Origin of the sequence: Kitasatospora sp. NPDC097643 (assembly GCF_040302625.1) — a bacterium.
Taxonomy (GTDB): Bacteria; Actinomycetota; Actinomycetes; order Streptomycetales; family Streptomycetaceae; genus Kitasatospora.
On record NZ_JBEOSA010000007.1, the window covers coordinates 1 to 18349 of the forward strand.

The 18349-nt window shown below is 74.5% G+C and carries 17 protein-coding genes and 1 pseudogene; 9 read left to right on the top strand and 9 right to left on the bottom strand.

What is annotated here, in order from left to right; genetic code table 11:
* Positions 1 to 106: 106 nt before the first annotated feature.
* On the bottom strand, positions 107 to 823 hold the full coding sequence (locus tag ABTY15_RS06850; RefSeq protein WP_350577237.1) for a LuxR C-terminal-related transcriptional regulator: 717 nt from the start codon (positions 821 to 823) through the stop codon (positions 107 to 109).
* A gap of 320 nt (positions 824 to 1143) precedes the next feature.
* The gene (locus tag ABTY15_RS06855) at positions 1144 to 1806 is read right to left on the bottom strand and encodes a DUF3000 domain-containing protein (RefSeq protein ID WP_350577240.1); all 663 of its coding nucleotides are present in this window, start codon (positions 1804 to 1806) and stop codon (positions 1144 to 1146) included.
* Between the two features lie 146 nt (positions 1807 to 1952).
* On the opposite strand from ABTY15_RS06855, the gene hemE reads away from it, so the two are divergent.
* Entirely contained in the window at positions 1953 to 3056 is a 1104-nt protein-coding gene (gene hemE, locus ABTY15_RS06860) for a uroporphyrinogen decarboxylase (protein WP_502893438.1), read from the top strand.
* A 52-nt stretch (positions 3057 to 3108) separates the two neighbouring features.
* Here hemE and ABTY15_RS06865 read toward each other — a convergent pair whose 3' ends face one another.
* Entirely contained in the window at positions 3109 to 4068 is a 960-nt protein-coding gene (locus ABTY15_RS06865; protein ID WP_350577243.1) for a DUF4349 domain-containing protein, read from the bottom strand.
* 217 nt (positions 4069 to 4285) lie between these two features.
* Here ABTY15_RS06865 and hemG point away from each other — a divergent pair, with 217 nt between their 5' ends.
* Complete coding sequence (gene hemG, locus ABTY15_RS06870; protein ID WP_350577246.1) at positions 4286 to 5719, top strand: protoporphyrinogen oxidase; 1434 nt, start codon at positions 4286 to 4288, stop codon at positions 5717 to 5719.
* Positions 5716 to 6441, top strand: coding sequence for a hydrogen peroxide-dependent heme synthase (gene hemQ / locus ABTY15_RS06875; RefSeq protein ID WP_350577248.1), 726 nt, complete (start codon positions 5716 to 5718; stop codon positions 6439 to 6441). Before hemG ends, hemQ begins: the two co-directional genes overlap by 4 nt.
* Positions 6442 to 6497: 56 nt before the next feature.
* Here the strand turns inward: hemQ and ABTY15_RS06880 are convergent, their stop codons facing one another.
* From ABTY15_RS06880 to ABTY15_RS06895, 3 genes and pseudogenes are all read right to left on the bottom strand, one after another.
* On the bottom strand, positions 6498 to 7280 hold the full coding sequence (locus tag ABTY15_RS06880) for a TIGR04222 domain-containing membrane protein (RefSeq protein ID WP_350577251.1): 783 nt from the start codon (positions 7278 to 7280) through the stop codon (positions 6498 to 6500).
* A gap of 69 nt (positions 7281 to 7349) precedes the next feature.
* A complete protein-coding gene (locus ABTY15_RS06885) occupies positions 7350 to 8444 on the bottom strand; it encodes a TIGR04222 domain-containing membrane protein (RefSeq protein WP_350577254.1) in 1095 nt (364 codons plus the stop codon).
* Positions 8445 to 8518: 74 nt separating this feature from the next.
* Positions 8519 to 9798, bottom strand: a pseudogene (locus ABTY15_RS06895) (MbnB/TglH/ChrH family RiPP precursor modification enzyme).
* Positions 9799 to 10149: 351 nt separating this feature from the next.
* Between ABTY15_RS06895 and ABTY15_RS06900 the strand changes: the two are divergent.
* From ABTY15_RS06900 to ABTY15_RS06925, 6 genes are all read left to right on the top strand, one after another.
* Entirely contained in the window at positions 10150 to 11151 is a 1002-nt protein-coding gene (locus ABTY15_RS06900) for an MBL fold metallo-hydrolase (protein ID WP_350577263.1), read from the top strand.
* Between the two features lie 106 nt (positions 11152 to 11257).
* A complete protein-coding gene (locus ABTY15_RS06905) occupies positions 11258 to 13138 on the top strand; it encodes an ATP-binding protein (protein ID WP_350577267.1) in 1881 nt (626 codons plus the stop codon).
* The gene (locus ABTY15_RS06910; RefSeq protein ID WP_350577272.1) at positions 13135 to 13569 is read left to right on the top strand and encodes a roadblock/LC7 domain-containing protein; all 435 of its coding nucleotides are present in this window, start codon (positions 13135 to 13137) and stop codon (positions 13567 to 13569) included. Before ABTY15_RS06905 ends, ABTY15_RS06910 begins: the two co-directional genes overlap by 4 nt.
* Positions 13566 to 13919: a DUF742 domain-containing protein gene (locus ABTY15_RS06915; RefSeq protein ID WP_350577275.1), complete on the top strand. Its 354-nt coding sequence runs from the start codon at positions 13566 to 13568 to the stop codon at positions 13917 to 13919. The genes ABTY15_RS06910 and ABTY15_RS06915 overlap by 4 nt, the downstream gene beginning before the upstream one ends.
* A gap of 85 nt (positions 13920 to 14004) precedes the next feature.
* Positions 14005 to 14607 carry a GTP-binding protein gene (locus tag ABTY15_RS06920; protein WP_350577736.1) on the top strand — a complete coding sequence of 201 codons (603 nt, stop codon included), beginning with the start codon at positions 14005 to 14007 and terminating at the stop codon, positions 14605 to 14607.
* A complete protein-coding gene (locus ABTY15_RS06925) occupies positions 14604 to 15797 on the top strand; it encodes a cytochrome P450 (RefSeq protein ID WP_350577278.1) in 1194 nt (397 codons plus the stop codon). Before ABTY15_RS06920 ends, ABTY15_RS06925 begins: the two co-directional genes overlap by 4 nt.
* An 81-nt stretch (positions 15798 to 15878) precedes the next feature.
* Here the strand turns inward: ABTY15_RS06925 and msrB are convergent, their stop codons facing one another.
* From msrB to ABTY15_RS06940, 3 genes are all read right to left on the bottom strand, one after another.
* A complete protein-coding gene (msrB, locus tag ABTY15_RS06930; protein WP_350577281.1) occupies positions 15879 to 16283 on the bottom strand; it encodes a peptide-methionine (R)-S-oxide reductase MsrB in 405 nt (134 codons plus the stop codon).
* A gap of 44 nt (positions 16284 to 16327) precedes the next feature.
* Positions 16328 to 17737, bottom strand: a complete 1410-nt coding sequence (murC, locus tag ABTY15_RS06935) for a UDP-N-acetylmuramate--L-alanine ligase (RefSeq protein ID WP_350577283.1) — start codon at positions 17735 to 17737, stop codon at positions 16328 to 16330.
* Positions 17738 to 17860: 123 nt separating this feature from the next.
* Positions 17861 to 18322, bottom strand: coding sequence for an indole-3-glycerol phosphate synthase (locus ABTY15_RS06940; protein WP_350577286.1), 462 nt, complete (start codon positions 18320 to 18322; stop codon positions 17861 to 17863).
* Between the last annotated feature and the right edge of the window lie 27 nt (positions 18323 to 18349).

An 18349-nucleotide genomic window follows, 5' to 3' on the forward strand; every position in this document is an offset into this window, starting at 1 on the left:
GGCGCGCGGCGCCCACCGGGCTCCCCCGCACCCCCGCGCCCTCCGCCCCCTCCGGCTCAGGAGGAACGTTCCTCCTGAGCCGCCGCAGCGGTCCGGCTCGATCGGCTCAGTGGATGATGCCGGTGCGTAGCGCGACCGCGACCATCCCGGCGCGGTCGCCGGTGCCCAGCTTGCGGGCGATGCGGGCCAGGTGGCTCTTCACGGTGAGCGCGGACAGGCCCATCGCCACGCCGATCGCCTTGTTCGACTGCCCTTCGGCGACCAGCCGCAGCACCTCGACCTCACGGCCCGACAGCTCGCGGTAGGCGGCCTGCTGCTGGCCCGGCGCCCCGGGCGCTCCGGGGGCGCCCGGCGCACCGGCCGCACCCGGCACGCCCGGCATGCCGGGGCGGCGCATCCGCCCGGCCAGCCCGGCGGCGCCGAGCGGCAGGCCCGGGCGGCCTGGCATCGCGACGTTGGTGCGGGTGCCGGTGACGACGTAGCCCTTGACGCCGCCGGCCAGCGCGCTGCGGACCGCGCCGATGTCGTCGGCGGCGGACAGTGCCAGGCCGTTGGGCCAGCCCGCGGCGCGGGTCTCGGCCAGGATGGTCAGCCCGGAGCCGTCCGGCAGGTGCACGTCGGCGACGCAGATGTCGCGCGGGGTGGAGACCCGGGGGCGGGCCTCGGCGATCGAGGACACCTCGATCACGTCCCGGACGCCGAGCGCCCACAGGTGGCGGGTGACGGTGTTGCGGACACGGGGATCGGCGATGACCACCATGGCGGTGGGCTTGGTCGGGCGGTAGGCGACCACGTTTGCGGGGTGCTCAAGAAGGACCGACACCAGGCCTCCTGCGGGGAGTGGCGGACGGAACCCCGATGGGGGCGGTCGGAGTGTTCCGCGTTTGGAAAGGGTCACAGTCTGCTTCGGCAGCTACCGTGCCCGGCTTTAGCGAAAGATCACGATCTAGTGAGTAACAATACGGACAAATCGCGCATATGACTGATGCGACATGCCTGGTATTCGCACAAAATCGATCAAAATCGTTATGGATTGGTCGGTTCCGACCGGTTAATTGACACAGAGCCGGTCTGAAGTCACACTCCGTCAGCCCTGGGGGTGGCGTCGGGCCGAGCGGTGCCCGCGGGCCCCGGCGCCACTCGTCAGTGCGAGCGCGGACGCCGTCGGGCGGGCATCGGGACCACTCCACCGAGTGACGGCACGTCCGCCGGTGACTGCGGCGCCGGCGCGGCCGGCGGCAGGCCGGCGCTGATGCACAGCAGGTCCGCCCAGGCCGCCAGGTGCCGCTCGAAGCGGCCGTCGGCCGGCGTCCAGGACGCCCGGATCTCGATCTCGGTCGAGGAGGGGCGGTCCGCCAGACCGCCGAAGTACTGCGAGGCGCACCTGGTCACCGTGCCGGACGGCTCCGCGTACCCGGCGCCGTGCGCCTGCAACGCGTCCAGCAGCCAGGCCCAGCCGACCTCGGAGAGCATCGGGTCCCCGGCCATCTCCGGCTCCAGCTCGGCCCGGGTCATCGTGACCACCCGGAACTCCCCGTTCCAGGCCTCCTGCCCGGCCGGGTCGTACAGCAGCACCAGCCGGCCGTCCGCCAGCTCCTCGCCGTCCACCTCCACCGCGGCGGTCACCGCGAACGCGTGCGGGGCCAGCCGGCGCGGCGCCGGCGCGGGGGAGAGCTGGATCTCGGGCCGCAGCCGGGCCCCGTCGAGGGCCTCCACGGCGGCCCGGAACTCGCTCGGCGCCCCCTCCCGACCAGTTCCGCCACCTGTTCCGCCACCCTGCGCGGGGTGCCCGCCGACCGCTGCCATGCCCCGAAGACTAGGTCGAAAACCCCGGTTAACGCCGCAACTTCCGCCCGAGCGGCGTGCCGGAGCGGCAAACCCGGCCAGATCTTGGAGGAACCGACGAGACCGGCCGGGGAGGCCGCCCCGGGGCGCATGCGAAGATTTGAACCGTGAGCGAGACAACGGCAGACACCACGGCGGCCACCCTCGACGGCCGACCCACCCCCGCGCGCCGCGGCGCCGCGCACGACTCCGCGTTCCTGCGCGCCTGCCGGCACGAGCCGGTGCCGCACACCCCGGTCTGGTTCATGCGGCAGGCCGGGCGCTCGCTGCCCGAGTACCTGAAGGTGCGCGAGGGCATCCCCATGCTGGAGTCCTGCATGCGGCCCGAGCTCGTCAAGGAGATCACCCTCCAGCCGGTCCGCCGGCACAAGGTCGACGCGGCGATCTTCTTCAGCGACATCGTGGTGCCGCTCAAGGCCGTCGGCATCGACGTCGACATCAAGCCCGGCATCGGCCCGGTCATCGCCGACCCGATCCGCACCGTCGAGGACCTCCAGCGGCTGCGCCCGCTGGAGCCGGACGACGTCCCCTACATCACCGAGGCCGTCGGCCTGCTCGTCGACGAGCTCGGCGAGACCCCGCTGATCGGCTTCGCGGGCGCGCCGTACACGCTCGCCAGCTACCTGGTCGAGGGCGGACCGTCCAAGAACCACGAGAACACCAAGGCCATGATGTACGGGCAGCCCGAGCTGTGGGCCGCCCTGGTCGACCGGCTCGCCGACATCACCGCCGCCTTCCTCAAGGTGCAGATCGAGGCCGGCGCCTCCGCGATCCAGCTGTTCGACTCCTGGGTCGGCTCGCTCGCGCCCGACGACTACCGGCGCTCGGTCATGCCGTCCAGCACCAAGGTCTTCGACGCCGTCGCCTCCTACGGCGTGCCGCGGATCCACTTCGGCGTCGGCACCGGCGAACTGCTCGGCCTGATGGGCCAGGCCGGCGCCGACATCGTCGGTGTCGACTGGCGGGTGCCGCTGAACGTCGCCGCCGAGCGGGTCGGCCCCGGCAAGGGCCTTCAGGGCAACCTCGACCCGGCCGTGCTGTTCGCGCCCACCAAGGTCGTCGAGACCAAGGCCCGCGAGGTGCTGCACGCCGCCCAGGCGCTCGGCACCAGCGGCCACATCTTCAACCTCGGCCACGGTGTGATGCCGTCCATGGACCCGGACGCGCTCTCCCGGCTCGTCGCCTTCGTGCACGAGGCCAGCGCGCGCTGACCGATCCGGTGGCGGGGCCCCTCGTTCCGACCGGGCCCCGCCACCGGCATGTTCAGTCCTGTTCCTCCGCCGTGGGCTCCGCCGAGGTCTCCTCCGGGAGCGGCGGGTCCACCATCGGGCGGCGCCTGCGGACCAGCCAGTACGCCAACGCCGCCGGACCCGCCACCAGCAGGAACGGCGCCACCGCGGCCACCCCCACCGCCAGGCCGCGCAGGATCGTCACCAGCACGTGCCAGCCGCCGCCCAGCGCGGAGCCGACCGAGGCCCAGAAGCCGTCGTCCTCCTTCTTCGGCGGGGTCGGGGCCGGGGTGGGCGGCGCGGCCTCGCGGCGCACGTCCAGCGTGATCGTCGAGTACGAGGTCTTGCCGGCCAGCTCCTTCTGCTGCCGCTGCAAGGACTCCAGATCCGCCTCGCGGCGGCTCAACTCGGCCTCCAGCGTGGTGATCTCGCTCAGCGACTTGGCCTGCGCCATCAGCGCCCGCACCCGCTCCACGCTCGCCTGCTGGGTCTGCACCCGGCTCGCCACGTCCGCGACCTGCTGGGTCAGGTCGTCGGCCTGGCTCTTGCGAGCCACCACCTCGCCCAGCGCGGCCAGCTGGTCCAGCGTCTGCTGGTAGACCGCCGACGGGACCTTCAGCGCCAGCTGCCCGCCCGCCTCGCCCTCGGCGCCTGAGCCGGTCACCGACTCGGCCCCCACGTACCCGCCCGCCGAGGTCGCCAACTCCCGTGCCTTCGCCAGAAGTTGGTTGACGTCCTTGGTGTGCAGGGTCAGCTGCGCGGTGTACGCGATCAGCCGGTTGTCGACGACCGGCGCGGCACTCGCCGGCGCACCGCCCCCGGACGGCTGCGCCGCCGTGGCTGCCGCTGTCGGAGCCGCCGCCGGCGCCACCGCGGCGTTGTTCTTCGGCGCCACCGCGGCCGCGTCACCGCTCCTGCTGTCCGCGCCGCACCCCGCCACCAGCACCACCACGGCGGCCGCCGCCACCACCGCCCCCGCTCTTCGCCCCACCATCGAGCCCCTCCCCAAGTCCGTTGTCAGATCTCCTCATTGGACGGGAGACCGCCCCGACCGGACCCCACCGGGAGATCGCAACTCGATCACAGCTCGGCCGCGACCCGGCAACCCGCGGCAGCGGTCTCCCGAGGCGGACCGTAACCGGGTCGGCACCGGCCGACAGGGCGAGCGGTGGATTGAGGCCTTCGTGTAAAGACCTGCGAGACTGCGAGGCATGTCGGATGCACAGGTCGTCGTCGTCGGTGGTGGGATCGCGGGGCTGGCTGCGGCCGCGTTGCTGAGTGGGGCGGCCGGGGGGGTGGCGCGGGCGCGGGTGACCGTTCTGGAGGCGTCCGGGCGGGTCGGCGGGAAGCTGTGGGGCGGCGAGGTCGGCGGGGTCCGGGTGGACCTGGGGGCCGAGTCGATGCTGGCGCGGCGGCCGGAGGCGGTGGAGCTGGCGCGGGCGGTCGGGCTGGGCGGGGAGCTGGAGCCGCCGACCACCGCGAAGGCGGCGATCTGGACGCGCGGCGCGCTGCGGCCGCTGCCCGGCGGCCAGCTGATGGGCGTGCCGGGGGACTTGGCGGCGCTGGCGGACTCCGGCGTGCTCACCCCCGAGGGGCTGGAGCGGGCCCGGCACGAGGGTGCCACCGAGGTGGCGGAGGACGTGGCGATCGGCCGCTACGTCGCCGACCGGCTGGGCCGGGAGGTGGTGGACCGGTTGGTGGAGCCGCTGCTGGGCGGCGTCTACGCCGGGCACGCGGACGAGATCTCGCTGCGCGCCGCGGTGCCGCAGCTGCTCGGGATCGCCCGGGGCGGCGGCTCGCTGGTCGCCGGGGTGCACGAGCTGGCCTCGCGCCCGCAGGTGGTCGGCACGCCGGTGTTCCAGGGCCTGCGCGGCGGCCTCGGCACCCTGCCGGAGGCGGTCGCGCAGGCCTGTGTGAAGGCGGGCGTGGACCTGCGCACCGGCACGGCCGTCGAGGAGCTGCGCCGCACCCCCGAGGGCTGGCGGGTGACGACCGGCGACGGCGGGGTGCTGCGGGCGGACGCCGTGGTGCTGGCCGTCCCGGCGCCGGTCGCGGCCCGGTTGCTGCGCGCGGACGTCCCGGCGGCCGCCACCGAGCTGGACGCCGTCGAGTACGCCGGGATGGCCCTGGTGACCATGGCGTTCCGGCGGGCGGACCTGCCGGAGGTGCCGTCGGGCAGCGGGTTCCTGGTGCCGCCGGTGGACGGCCGGCAGATCAAGGCCTCGACCTTCTCCTCCAACAAGTGGGGCTGGCTGGAGCGCTCCGCCCCGGACGCGTTCCTGCTGCGCACCTCGCTGGGCCGCCACCGCGAGGAGGCGGCGCTGGAGCTGCCGGACGAGGAGCTGGTGGCCCGGTCGCTGGCCGACCTGGGCGAGGCGATCGGGCTGTCCGCGCGGCCGTACGACACCGCGGTGACCCGCTGGCGGGCCGGCCTGCCGCAGTACCCGGTGGGCCACCTGGACCGGGTGGCCCGGGTGCGGGCGGCGGTCGGGAAGGTGGGCGGGCTGGCGGTGTGCGGCGCTGCGTACGACGGGGTGGGCATCCCGGCCTGCATCGGATCGGCGGCCGCCGCGGTGGCGGCCCTCGACAAAGTGTTGACCCCGGCGACCGGGGACGGTTCCACGGAGAGGACAATGGGCGCATGACTGAGACCGTTGAGCGGCAGCCGGAGCAGCAGCCCGAGAAGAAGAAGGCGCGCGACCTGAACCAGGTCATCCGCTACACCATGTGGTCGGTGTTCAAGCTCAAGGGCGCCCTGCCCGAGGACCGCACCGCGCTGGCCGCCGAGGTGGACGAGCTGTTCGCCCAGCTGGCCGCCAAGGACGTGACCGTGCGCGGCACGTACGACGTGTCCGGTCTGCGCGCGGACGCCGACATCCTGGTCTGGTGGCACGCCGGCGACTCGGACGACCTTCAGGAGGCGTACAACCGCTTCCGCCGCACCGGTCTGGGCCGCCAGCTGGAGCCGGTCTGGTCGAACATGGCGCTGCACCGCCCCGCCGAGTTCAACAAGTCGCACATCCCGGCCTTCCTCGCCGACGAGCGCGCGCGCGACTACGTCTGCGTGTACCCGTTCGTCCGCTCCTACGAGTGGTACCTGCTGCCGGACGAGGAGCGGCGCGCGATGCTCGCCGAGCACGGCATGATGGCGCGCGGCTACCCGGACGTGCGGGCCAACACGGTGGCCTCGTTCGCGCTCGGCGACTACGAGTGGCTGCTCGCCTTCGAGGCGGACGAGCTGCACCGCATCGTCGACCTGATGCGCGACCTGCGCCCGTCCCGGGCCCGGCTGCACGTCCGCGAGGAGGTGCCGTTCTTCACCGGCCGCCGCAAGCCGGTCAGCGAGCTGCTCAACGGCCTGGTCTGAGCCGGGACGTACGGAAAGGGCCGGCCCCCGCGCGGGGGCCGGCCCTTTCCGGCGTTTCAGGTCCGGTGCGGGCGCAGCGCGGCGCGCAGTCGGGCGTCTGGCAGGGCGGCCGGGCCGTTCATGGCGACGGCGGTGAGCAGTTCGCGCTCCTCGTCGTCGCCGAGACCGCGCTGGCGGGCCGGGCGGACCTCGCGCAGCACCTCCTGGCCGACCGGGGAGGCCCAGCGGGTGTAGGGGTAGACGTCGACCCGGGCCATCAGCAGGGTGCCGGAGGTCAGCACCAGCGGCAGCGAGAACCAGGCCAGCGGGGCCACCGTGTCACCGTCGGTGAGGCCGCCGAGGGCCAGCGCGGCGGCCAGCAGCACCAGCGACAGCAGCAGCGCGTGCCGGACCTGCCGGACCACCAGGACGGTGCTGCGCTGCACCAGCGCCGGGGTGGCCAGGCCGGCCAGCGAGAGCCGGGCGCCGATCTCCAGGACGGTCGGGTGCTCGGCCATCGCCCGGCGCAGCTCGTCCGTGCGGCACTGGCCCTCGGGGCCGACGGTGGCGATGACGCCCCGCTCCAGCCGGCTGCGGCCCCTGGGGTCGACGACGGTGGTCCAGCCGGTGTGCGCCAGGTGCAGCCGGCCCCGGCCGGCCATCAGGACGAGGGCCAGCTCGACCACCCGGTCCGGGCCGCCGGCCAGGTACGCCGTCTCGTACAGCCCGATGCCGACGGCCTCCGGCGGCCGCAGCCCGTCCTGCCCGGTGAGGGCGTCGGCGGTGGCGGTCATCCGGACGAGCCGGAGGCAGGACAGCACCGCCGCGACGCACGCCGGTATCAGGAACAGCAACCACATGGCCATGTTGTATGCCTGCGCCGACGGCCCGGGGAACGCCTTCCCGGCCCGCGATACCGAACTGTGACGTCAGGAGCCACAGCCGCCACCGCCGCCGCAGCTGGAGCCGCAGCTCGACGAGGAGCCGCAGGAGGAGGACGAGGAGCCGCAACTGCTGGACGAGGAGCCGCAGCTGGCGGACGAGGAACCGCAGCTGCTGGACGAGGAGCCGCAGCTGGCGGAGGAACCGCCGCAGCCGGCGGAGCCGGAGGAACCGGAGTCGGAGCTGCCGCACCAGACGCTGGAGCTGCTGCACGAGGAACCGGAGGAACCGGAGGAACCGGACGAGCCCGAGGAGCCCGAGGCGGCGAAGGACCCGGCGGCCGCGGCCCGCATCGCCTCCTCCTCGGCGGCGGCCTGCATCGCGGCCTCCAGCTCCGCGTTGTCCAGGCCAGCGACGGCGAGCCCGCCGAGGGCGAGCGTGCCCAGCAGCAGCCCGCCGGTGAGGGCCGGGGGCACGCCGACGCTCGGGGTCCACGGGCTGTCCTGCATCAGGGAGAGCTGGCGTCGGCCGGCCGGGGTGATCCGGCCCTTGAGCGGCCAGGTGACGAGCAGGGAGAGCCCGCCCAGCAGCAGGAGCAGCAGCGGGATCCAGAGCGCGGGGCGGTCGGCGCCGGCGTCGCCCTGGTCCAGCAGGTAGGCGAGGACGGTGAAGGCCACCACGTCGAGCATCGCCAGCCAGAGGAACCGGCGGGCGCGCCGGGCCCGGTGCAGCCGGTCGGGGTGGCGCATCAGGCCGCGGTCGGCCAGCCGGCCGCCGATCTCCTGGACGGCGGCGGAGCGCATCACGGTGTGGCGCAGCGGGGCGAGTTCGCGGCTGCGGGTCGGGCCGACGGCGTCCAGGATCGCCTGGTCGACGGCGTCGTACGGGGTGGCGTCGAGCACGGTGACCAGGCCGGAGCGGCTGATCGCGACCCGCTCGGACAGGTGCATCCGGACCAGGGCGGTGTCGAAGACCCGGCCCGGGCCGCCGGCCAGGAACGCGGTGTCCAGCAGCGGGAGGCCGCGGCCGGGCAGGCCCATGACGTTGGAGACGTGCCCGACCCGCTGCCTGGTCTGTGCGGCGTAGAGGGCCGCCCCGGCCAACAGGAGGCCGGGGATGAAGAAGTAGGTGTTGTGCCACATGGGCGGATCCCCCGGGGTGTGCGGTGTAACGGTGCGGTGGCCGCGGCGGCCGTCGGCGGCGGCGGCCGGTGGTCTCAGCGCCGCAGGGCGCGGCGCAGGCGGGCGAGCGGGCCGGGCGGCCGCTCGGGGGCCGGGCGGAGCCACTGCTCCAGGGCCCGGCGTCGGTCGGGTTCGAGGCCCTCGCCGTCGGTGAGCGCCCACTCGGCGAAGGCCCGGGCGTCGGCGCGGTAGCCGCCGGTCTGCGGGTGGCGGCGGGCGTAGCCGAGGAACAGCGGCCCGTACCGCGGTCCGAGCAGGCGCGGCAGCTCGGGGGCCACCTTGGCGGCGGTGTCGCGCCGCTTGGCGGCCAGGCCGGTGGACTGGGCGCGGACCTGGGCCGGGTCGAAGCCGGGCGGGACGGGCCCGCCGGCCACCAGGGCGGCCAGCAGCGCTTCCTGCTGCCGCGCCAGTTCCTCGCGGGCTGCGCCGGTCGCGCACTCGCCCCCGTGGCTCAGGTCGTTCAGCACCGGGTGCTCCCCTCCAGCACCCGGCGGATGGCGTCCAGTTCACCGGCCAGCTCGGTGGGCGGCGGGAAGTCGGCGTCCCGTTCCAGCAGGACGCCGGGTGGTGCGACCCGCGCGCAGAGTTCGGCGAGCACCTCCAGGACCGGTTCGGTGACGGGGTGGGCGTGGGTGTCGTGCCAGACGCCGTCGACCAGGGTGCCGCCCGCCACGTGGACGTAGGCGAGCGCCTCCAGCGGCAGGCGGTCGAGTTCGGCGGCCGGGTCGATGCCCAGGTTGACCCGGTTGGTGTGCAGGTTGGCGACGTCGATCAGCAGCCGGACGCCGGTGCGTTCGACCAGCTCGGCGAGGAACTGGGCCTCGGTCAGCTCGTCGCCCGGCCAGGCCAGCTGGGCGGCGATGTTCTCCAGGGCGAGCGGCACCGGGAGGTGGTCCTGGGCGATCCGGACGTTCTCGGCGATCACCCGTAGCGAGTCCCGGGTGCGCGGGACGGGCAGCAGGTGGCCGGCCTCCAGGCCGCCGGCCCGGACGAACGCCAGGTGTTCGGTGACCAGCGGGGAGCCGAGGGCGAGGGCCGTCTCGGCGAGCCGGCCGAGCCGCGCCCGGTCGGGCAGCTCGGCGCCGCCGAGGCCGAGCGCGACGCCGTGCGGGACGACGGTGACACCGCGGGCGCGCAGCACGGTCAGCGACTCGGGCAGGTGGTCGGCGCAGATGTTCTCGGCGACCACCTCGACCCAGTCGAGGCCGGGCTGACGCTCGACGACGGTGTCGATCTCGCTGCGCCAGCCGAGGCCCACGCCGAGGCGGGTCGGTGCAGCGGCCCGTGCGGGCGGCTTCAGGGCAGGGGAAGTCATGGGTTCGCCCCCTTCGGAGGGCTGGGTGGGGAAGGCCGTCGGGCGGTGCGGGCATCGTCGCCAGGACCGCGCGGCCGTGCTGCTGAGGATGTCCCCGGCGGGAACGGCTGCCAAGCCTCAGCCGGTCTTCTCAGAGCATTATTTGAGCTTGCCGTTCACGGGAGGGTCCGGAGGCGTCGTCAGGGGCGTCCCGAAGGTTCGAGGTGTCCACGGAGTGTCCCGTACGGTGAGACGACTGGTCTCGACCACGGGGTGCGAATCCGGACAGCTAGGGAGAGTCTGGGGCATGAACTCCGGCTGTTCGCACCGGTTTTGCCCCGCTCCTGACACGTCATGGGCATAATCGCCCACATGACGATCAGCCGCGCGAACGTGAGCGCGATTGCCGAGGACCTGTACGTATGGCTCCCCCCGAAGCGGGGCTGGGGCCTGGCCAACTGCGGGCTGCTGGCCTCGGAGAAGACCGCGCTCTGGATCGACACCCCGTACGACCCCACCCTGGCCGGTGAGTTCCTCGCCGCCAGCCGCGGCCTGCTGCCGTCCGGCGTCGGGATCGACCGGGTGGTCGTCACCCACGCGAACGGCGACCACCTGTGGGGCGCCGGGGTGGTCCCGGACGCCGAGGTGATCGCCACCCGCGAGGCGCTGGAGCACATCCACTGGGAGCCCACCCCCCAGCAGCAGCACGCGCTGGTCGTCAACAGCGACCCGGACTCCCTGCTCGGCGGTTACCTCAAGGAGCACTTCGGGCGGTTCGACTGGTCCAGCACCGAGCCGGTGCACCCGGACACCGTCTTCACCGGCGAGCTGGAGCTGCGGGTGGGGGAGTACCCCGTGCAGATCACCAGCCTGCCCGCCGCCCACACCGGCGGCGACCTGATCGTCCACCTCCCGCACCAGCGCGCCGTGTTCACCGGTGACGTGATCTTCTCCTCGACGCCCGAGCAGCCCGGCGACCACCCCTCGCACTGGGCCGGACCGCTGGAGAACGTCATCGGCGCCTGCGAGCTGGCCCTGGCCACCGGCGCCGAGATCTTCGTGCCCGGCCACGGCCCGGTGCTCGACCGCGCCGGCGTCCAGGACCACATCGGCTACCTCGGGTACGTCCGCGAGCGCGCGCACGCCCTGCACGCCGCCGGGATCCCCGCGCTGGACGCCGCCCGGCGGGTGATCGCCGAGCAGCGCCACCCCGAACTCGGCCTGCCCGAGCGGCTGGTGCTCACCGTCGCCGCCGAGTACCGGCACCTGGACGGCACCGAGGCGCCCGGCGCCCTGGAGGCCATGGGCCAGGTCGCCCTGATCGCCCGCGAGCTGGCCGAGGACGCCGCCCGCACCGCGCGCCCGCGCGCCTGAGCCGCCGCCCGGCCCGGGGCGCACCAGCACCAGCCCCGGGCCTGCTGCGGCCTCCGGCCGCCCACTCCCGGTACCAGCCCACCAGCGAGGACTCCCGAGGACTTCGATGACGCAGATCGCGCTGATCGCCCTGGCGCTGGTCGCCGCCGTGACGGCCGGGGTGTTCGCCCGCGGCCGGGCCCGGGCCGTCACCCGGGCGGTGGCCGCCGAGACCGCCCGCGCGCACGGCGACGAACGGGCCCGCGCGGCCGAGGGCCGGCTCGCCCGCGCCGAACAACAGCTGCGCGAGGCGCAGGAGGCCACCCGGCGGGCCGTCGAGGAGACGCACCTGGCGGAGGGCCGCTACCGGGCTGCCGAGGAGCGCACCCGGGACGCCGACCAGCGCACCCGCGCCGCCGAGGACGCCACCCGGGAGACCGGCCGGCAGGCCGCCGCCGCGAGCACCCGGGCCGCCGAGGCCGAACGACGCCTCGCCGGCACCGAGCAGCACGCCGCCGCCCTGCTCGCCGAGATCGGCCACCTCGCCCGGGAGCGGGTCGCGGCGACGGCCGTCCGGCTCAGCCACGCCAACGCCCCCGAGGTCGGCCCGCTGGACCCGTCGGCCGTCGGCCCCGAGGCGGTCCAGTCCCTGCAATCCGTCCTGGACACGGTCGCCGCCGCCGTCACCGACGAACGCGAGCGGGTCGACGCCGCCGCCCGGGCCACCATGCGCGGCGCGACCTCCCGGATCCAGACCCTGCTCTACCAGATCCAGAGCCTGGTCCAGCAGCTCCAGCACGACAACGACGACCCCCGGCTGCTGGAGGTGGACTTCCGCAACGAGGTCGCCCTGCGCCGGATCCAGACCGTCGCCGTGCTCTGCGAGGCCTGGCCGGGCCTGGCCCGCACCGACTCGCCGCTCGCCGAGGTGGTGCTCGGGGCGCTCTCCCGGGTGCCCGGCTACGCCCGCATCAAGGTCGCCAACCACCTGCGGGAGCACCGGCTGGCCGTGGTCGCCCGGGCCGCCGAGCCGCTGGCCATCACCGTCGCCGAACTCCTCGCCAACGCCACCGCGTACTCGCACCCGGAGACCGACATCCCGGTCACCGTCCAGCAGGGCGGCCGCGGCGCGCTGGTGATCATCGACGACAGCGGCATCGGCATGGACGACGACCAGCTGCGCCGGGCCCGCCGCCTGCTGGCCGGTCCGCCGGACGTCCTGCTCACCGAGCTCGGCAACCCGCCCAAGACCGGCTTCGCGGTGATCGGCAAGCTGGCCCGCCAGTACGGCTTCTCCTGCCACATCGAGCCCTCCCCGTACGGCGGCATGCGGACCATCCTGCGCATCCCGGCCGCGCTGGTGACGGTCGTCGGCGAGGAGCAGCCGCTGTCGGTGCTCACCCCGCTGCCGCTGCGGGCGGGCAGCGGACCGGCCTCGGCGCCGACCGTCCAGGCCGTCCCGCCGATGCGCGCGGCCGACGAGGGGGACGGCCAGCCCCGGCTCGTCGAGCGGCACCACCAGCCCGGGCCGCACCCGGTGCCGGCCATCCACGTGGTGCCCGACGCGGCGGCGGAGGCCCCCGTCGCGGACGGCACCGGCCTGCCCAGTCGGCGCCGCCGCCGGCCGCTCCCGGCCGGGGAGGCCGGGGGGTCGGGGCCGTCCGGCGCGCTCGAACCCGCCGCCGCGTCGGCCGCGCCGGCCCTGCCCGCCGCGCCGGCCGCGGTCCGTACGCCCGAGCGGGCCGCCGCCCATTGGCAGGCGCTCCAGCAGGGCACCGGCTCCGGCCGGGCCGCGGTGGCCGCGGCCGCCCGCACCGCCGAGACCGCTCTGACCGCCGAGACCGACCCGACCGCCCGTACCGCCGAGACCGCCCGTACCTCCGAGATCGCCCCCGACGGCAGCACGCCCGACGACCGTACCCAGACCACCAACGGCGGCGCCCGTGAACCCGGTGTCCATGCCACCGGCCGCCCGCCCGCCCCGACCCCCGAAGGAGCCGAGCAGTGAGCAGCACACCGCCCAGCCCGACCACCACCCACGAGATCTCGTGGGTGCTGACCCCGCTGCTGGAGCTGCCGGGGGTGCTGCACGCGGTCATCGCCACCGGTGACGGCCTCGTCGAGGGCGCTTCGGCGGGCCTCGGCCGGGCCTCCGCCGAGCGGGTCGCCGCGATGACGGCCACCGTGCACGCCGCCGCCCGCGCGTTCACCAGCGCCTTCACCGACGCCGAGCGGCCCCGACTGGCCCAGACCGTGGTCGAGTCGGACCTCGGCTACGCCGTCGTCGTCCCGGCCGGGGAGAACACCTCGCTCGCCGTCTTCACCTCCCCGGAGGCCCAACTCGGCAACGTGGCCTACCAGATGCAGGTGCAGGTCGCCGCCCTGGCCCGGGCGCTCGCCAGCCCGGCCCGGCAGCAGGACACCGCCGTCCGGTCATGACTGCCGTACCCCGCAGGCGGATGGTGCCCGCCTACCTGGCCACCGGCGGCCGCAGCCGCCCCGGCACGTCCGGGTTCGACCGGCTGACGGTGCTGTCCGTGGACGACACCCGGCCGCCGGAGGAGCTGGAACCCGAGCACCGGCGGCTCTGGGAGCTGCTGCTCCCCGGTTCGCTGACGGTCGTGGAGGCCGCCGCGCACCTGCGCCTGCCGGTCAGCGCCACCGTCTTCCTCGCGGCCGACCTGGTCGAGGCGGGCGGTCTGCGCGCCCGCGCGCCGATCCCCCGCGCCCAGCAGACCGACCGCTCCATCGTCGAGAGGCTCCTCGTTGGACTCCGTGCGCTCCGGTAGCCCGGGCCCCGGCAGCCAGGGCCCCGGCGGTCCGGCCGGCCCGCCGGACCGGGTGGGCTACCTGCCCGACCGGGACCAGACCCTGATGAAACTGGTGGTCGCCGGCCCGTTCGGGGTCGGCAAGACGACGCTCATCCGCACCCTCTCCGAGATCGCCACCCTGCACACCGAGGAGGCGATGACCGAGACCGGCCGCCCGGTGGACGACCTGGCCGGCCTGCCGGAGAAGGCCACCACCACCGTCGCCGTGGACTTCGGCCGGCTGACCCTGCCCGGCAACGTGGTGCTCTACATGTTCGGCACCCCCGGCCAGCGCCGTTTCTTCCCGCTCTGGCAGGACATCGCCCGCGGCGCCCTCGGCGCCCTGGTGCTCGCCGACACCCGCCGGCTCGCCGACTCCTTCGAGATCATGGACATGGTCGAGGAGCAGGGCCTGCCGTACGCGGTGGCCGTCAACCGCTTCCCCGACGCGCCGGACCACCCGGTCGAGGTGCTCCGCGCCCACCTGGACCTGCACGCCACCACCCCGTTGCTGCTCTGCGACGCCCGCGAGCGCCGGAGCAGCCTGGACGCGCTGATCGCGCTGGCCGAGCACGTCCTCGACGCCCTGCCCGCGCCCGGCGCGGACCCCGAACCGGGCGCCGCCATCCCGAGCACGCCCGCCCCCGTCGCCCCGGAGCGCCCGTGACCACCGAGACCCGCCCGATCCCGATCTACGGCCCCGTCTTCGCGGCCGACCCGCAGCTGGTGTACGACCAGCTGCGCCGCTACGGTGCGGTCGCCCCGGTGGAGATCGCCCCCGGGGTCGAGGCCCTGCTGGTCACCGACTACCAGGCCGCCCTGGACCTGCTGCGCGACACCGACACCTTCTCCAAGGACTCCCGCGCCTGGCAGGCGACCGTCGCGCCGGACAACCCGCTGCTGCCCGTCCTCGGCTACCGCCCGACCGCCCTGTTCAGCGACGGCGAGGTGCACGACCGCTACCGCGCGGTGATCACCGACGGCCTCGCGCTGCTCGAACCGCACCGGCTCCAGCGCCGGGTCGCCGAGGTCGCGCACCAGCTGATCGACCGCTTCGAGGCGGCCGGCAGCGCCGACCTGATCGCCGAGTACGCCCGCCAGCTGACCGCCTTCGTGCTCACCACCTGGTTCGGCGTGCCCGACGAGCACAGCGACCGGCTGGTGGCCGGGATCGCCGGGATGATCGAGTCCACCCAGAAGGCCGTCGCCGCCTACGGGGACCTGGTCGCCGTGGTCACCGCCATGGTCGCCGAGCGGCGCGAACGCCCCCGGCACGACCTCACCTCCTGGTTCGTCACCCACCCGGCCGGGCTGGACGACGACGAGGTGATCCGGCAGATCACCCTCACCATGATCGCCGGGCACGAGCCGACCACCAACCTGATCGGCAACGCGCTGCTGCGCCTGCTCACCGACGCCCGCTACGCCGGCTCGCTGTTCGGCGGCGCGATGACCGCCTACCAGGCGATCGACGAGGTGCTCTGGCACGAGCCGCCGCTGGCCAACCTCTCCGCCCACTACCCGCGCTACGACATCACCTTTCACGGCCGGGAGATCCCGGCCGGCTCGCTGGTGCTGGTCTCCTACGCGGCCGCCAACTCCCAGGCCGCGCCGGCCGTCGACGGCGCCGAACTGCGCAGCGGCGAGAGCGCCCACCTGGCCTGGGCGGCCGGCCCGCACGCCTGCCCGGCCCGGGACCCGGCCCTGCTGATCGCGATCACCGCGATCGAGCAGCTGACCAGCCGGCTGAGCGATCTCGAACTCGCCCTGCCCGCCGAGCAGTTGCTCTGGCGCCCCGGCCCCTTCCACCGCGCCCTGCTCCACCTCCCGGTCCGCTTCGCCCCAGTCACCCGCTAACCCGGACGCCGGGCCCGCCCGAAACGAGATCTGCGCAGGAAGTCGGCCTGGCCGACTTCCTGCGCAGCGGGCCTGGCCGGGCTACTCAGCGGGCCTGAGGGTCAGGGAGATGCTGTTGATGCAGTAGCGCTGGTCGGTCGGCGTACCGTAGCCCTCGCCCTCGAAGACGTGGCCCAGGTGGCCGCCGCAGCGTGCGCAGCGCACCTCGACCCGACGCATGCCGAGCGAGGTGTCCTCGATGTACTGGACCCGGTCCTCGGCCAGCGGCGCGTAGTACGAGGGCCAGCCGCAGTGGCTGTCGAACTTGGTCTCGGAGCTGAACAGCTCGGCGCCGCAGGCCCGGCAGCTGTAGACGCCGACCGTCTTGGTGTCGGTGTACTCGCCGGTGAACGGGCGCTCGGTGCCCGCCTCGCGGAGCACGTGGTACTCCTGCGGGGTGAGCTGCTCCCGCCACTCGGCCTCGGACTTCTCGATCTCGTAGCTCATCACGGCTCCCGGTCGGGGTGCGTCAGGGGTACGTCAGGGGCGCGTCAGACGTTGGAGGCAACGTTCGCCAGGTGCTCCAAAATTTCGGGCCCGAGGTTGGTGACGTCCCCGGCGCCCATGGTGAGCAGCAGGTCGCCCGGGCGGGCCAGGCCGGCCAGCAGGGCGGGGGCGGCGGCGAAGTCGTGCTCGGCGGTGACCTCGGCACCCGCCCGGCGGGCGGCGTCGATGATCAGCTCGCTGGTCACGCCGGGGATCGGGTCCTCGCGGGCCGGGTAGATGTCGAGCACCACGGAGGCGTCGGCCAGTGCCAGCGCCTGGCCCATCTCCTCGGCGAGCTGCTGGGTGCGGCTGAACAGGTGCGGCTGGAAGACCACCAGCACCCGGCCCTCACCCTCCAGGCCCTCCCGGATCGCCTCCAGGTCGGCGGCCATCTCGGTCGGGTGGTGGGCGTAGGAGTCGATCACCTGGACGCCGCCCGCCTCGCCCTTGAGCTGGAGGCGGCGCCGCACGCCGGTGTAGGCGCCGAGCGCCTTGGCCAGGTCGGCGGCCGGGACGCCCAGCGCGACGCCGGCGGCCAGCGCGGCGACCGCGTTGTGCGCGTAGTGCCGGCCGGGCACCGAGACGGTGAAGGTCAGCTTCGTGCCGTCCAGCAGGACGGTGACCTCGCTGGTCATGCCGCGGGCGGTCACCGACAGCACGCGCAGGTCGGCGTCCTCGGCGGCGCCGACGGTCACCACGTTGAGGCCCTCGCGGTCGATCACCCGGGAGGTCAGCTCGCGGGCGCCGTCGTGGTCGGCCGAGACCACCAGGGTGCCGCCGGGGGTGATCCGGCCGACGAAGGTCTCGAAGGACTCGTAGATCTCCTCGATCGAGGCGTAGTTGGCGTGGTGGTCCAGCTCCACGTTGAGCACGATCGCCACCTCGGGCGCGTACTTGTGGAAACTGCGGTCGCTCTCGTCGGCCTCGGCGACGAAGATCTCGCCGGTGCCGTGGTGGGCGTTGGAGCCGGGCGCGTCGAGGTCGCCGCCGATGGCGTAGGACGGGTCCAGGCCCAGCTCGCCGAGGGCCACCGCGAGCATGCTGGTGGTGGTGGTCTTGCCGTGGGTGCCGGCCACAGCCAGCGCCCGGCGGCCGCCCATCAGCGCGGCCAGCGCGTCGGAGCGGTGCACCACCGGGATGCCGCGCTCACGGGCCGCCACCAGCTCCGGGTTGTCGGCGCGGATGGCACTGGAGACCACCACGCTGCTGGTGCCGTCCGGCACGTGCTCGGCGGCGTGGCCGACGTGCACGGTGGCGCCGAGGGCGCGCAGGGCGAGGACGGTCTCGGACTCCTTGGAGTCGCTGCCGGAGACGCTGGCGCCGCGCACCGCGAGGATCTTCGCCAGGCCGGACATCCCGGCGCCGCCGATGCCGATGAAGTGCGGGGCGTGCAGGTCGTGCGCGGCGTCGTTCAAGGCGGGGCTCCGTAGGGGCGGGGGCAGACGGGTGACAGGCGGACGAGATGCGAATCGTCCTCGCGGGCGGACCGCAAGGACGATCGGACCGCAAGGACGATTCTGCACCACCGGCCGGGCGGGCTAGGAGTCGCTGGCGAACAGCCGGAGCACCGGGACCCCGACCTTGTGCCGGGCCTGGGAGGCCCAGTCGCGGTGGAAGAACTCCTCCACGAAGTGCGGTGAGGTGAGCACCACCACCTCGTCCGCCTGGTGCTCCTCGACCGCCGACCGCAGCCGGTCCAGCGGCTTCTCCTCGACCAGCTCGCCGATCGCCTCGGCGCCGGCCGCGCGCAGGTGGCGCAGGCTGTGTTCGAGCGATTCGGTGGCCACGGTCGGCTCGGACTCGGACGCGTCGTGCTCGTGCACCACCTTGTCGAGGTGGCCGAGGGCGACGTCGTCCAGCGCCCGCAGCAGTTCGTCCTGCTTGCCGCGCGGCTGCATCAGGACGACGAACGAGACCTTCTCGTCGCTGTGGAGCGTGGTGACCAGCTCCACGTCCGCGTCGGAGAGAGCCTTTTCGATCATCAGTACCGTCTTGAACACGTGAGTCCCTTCCAGTGGCCGGCCCCC